Raw genomic sequence first — 1,467 nt, forward strand, 5'->3', positions numbered from 1 at the left:
TGATATGTACCCTCTTTACTGGACAAACCAGTAAGGAGGGTATTTTTATGAAATATAGCTATGAATTTAAAAAAGAATGTGTACAGTTGTATAGAGAAGGTATATGGGCCAACACACCTGAAGGAACTAGTGAAAAAAACTTTCATGATTCAATTAGAATATGGTTTAAGTTAGAAGAACTTCATGGACCAGAAATTTTAAAACATGGAAATAATATCAATTGGACACCTGATGAGAAATTAGAAATGGTATCTAAAGTGTTAGCTGGAAATTCAATAAAGTCTATAGCAATTGAATATGGAATTAATGATGGACAGCTCTATTCATGGGTTAACAAGTATAAAAATTATGGATATAATGGTCTTGTTAATAAAAAGAAAGGTAGTAAATCTAAAAATACAAGCATGAAAAGTAAATATAACCATAAAGCAAAAGAACTTAATGAATCTGAAAGAGAAGAGCTAATAAGACTTAGAGCAGAAAATGAATATATAAAGGCAGAAAACGAAATAATAAAAAAAGAGATCGCCTTGAGAGAAGAACGTTACGCTGCGCAACTCAAGGCGAAAAAGCAGCGATTATCAAAGAACTTAAAGAAGAAGGATACAGACTAAAATACCTTTTAATAGCTATTGATATGCCAAGGTCAACATACTATTTTGAAATAAATAAAGTTGATAAGATAAAAATTAAGAATAGTCATATCGCAGATAAAATAACTCAAATATTTAACCTACACAAAGGAAGATATGGCGTAAGAAGAATATATATGGAGTTAGTAAATCAAGGCTATGTCATAAATCATAAAAGAGTTCAAAGGATAATGCACGAACTAAAACTATTTGGAAAAAGATCTAAGGAAAAATATCACTCATATAAGGGGAAAATAGGTAAAGTGGCCGATAACATAATAAATAGAGATTTTAAGGCATATATACCTCTACAAAAATGGACCACCGATGTATCAGAATTTAAATTTTCTTGGGGTAAATGCTACGTCTCTCCAATACTTGATATGTATACAAATGAGATAATCTCTTATGACTTATCCTTACACCCTAATTTAAAACAAATATCCAATATGTTAGAAAAAGCATTTAACAAGTTTCCAAAACTAAATAATCTAATACTACATTCAGATCAAGGCTGGCAATACCAACATAAATATTATGTAAATGAGCTTAAAAAACATGGTATAATCCAATCAATGTCAAGGAAGGGTAATTGCTATGACAACTCAATTATGGAGACATTTTTTGGAAGATTAAAAAATGAAATTTATTATGGTTATGAAAAGAGCTATAGCTCTTTTGAAGAATTTTCGAGAGCAATAGAGGAATATATTGACTATTACAACAACGAAAGAATTCAATCAAAAACAAAATGGATGCCACCTACAAAGTATAGGTTAGCATCCACTACAATTAGTTAATTAAATATTGTGTCCAGTTTTATGGGTACACATCA

General features: G+C 29.8%; 2 protein-coding genes. Both read left to right on the forward strand.

Annotated elements, in window-relative coordinates; all coding sequences use genetic code 11:
* Positions 1 to 47 precede the first annotated feature (47 nt).
* Positions 48 to 614, forward strand: a complete 567-nt coding sequence (locus tag HMPREF1871_RS03495) for a helix-turn-helix domain-containing protein (protein WP_066130124.1) — start codon at positions 48 to 50, stop codon at positions 612 to 614.
* On the forward strand, positions 581 to 1,432 hold the full coding sequence (locus tag HMPREF1871_RS03500; protein ID WP_232297360.1) for an IS3 family transposase: 852 nt from the start codon (positions 581 to 583) through the stop codon (positions 1,430 to 1,432). The genes HMPREF1871_RS03495 and HMPREF1871_RS03500 overlap by 34 nt, the downstream gene beginning before the upstream one ends.
* Positions 1,433 to 1,467: the final 35 nt, after the last annotated feature.

The sequence above is a fragment of the Gemelliphila asaccharolytica genome, from assembly GCF_001553005.1.
In the GTDB taxonomy this organism is placed as follows: Bacteria; Bacillota; Bacilli; order Staphylococcales; family Gemellaceae; genus Gemelliphila; species Gemelliphila asaccharolytica.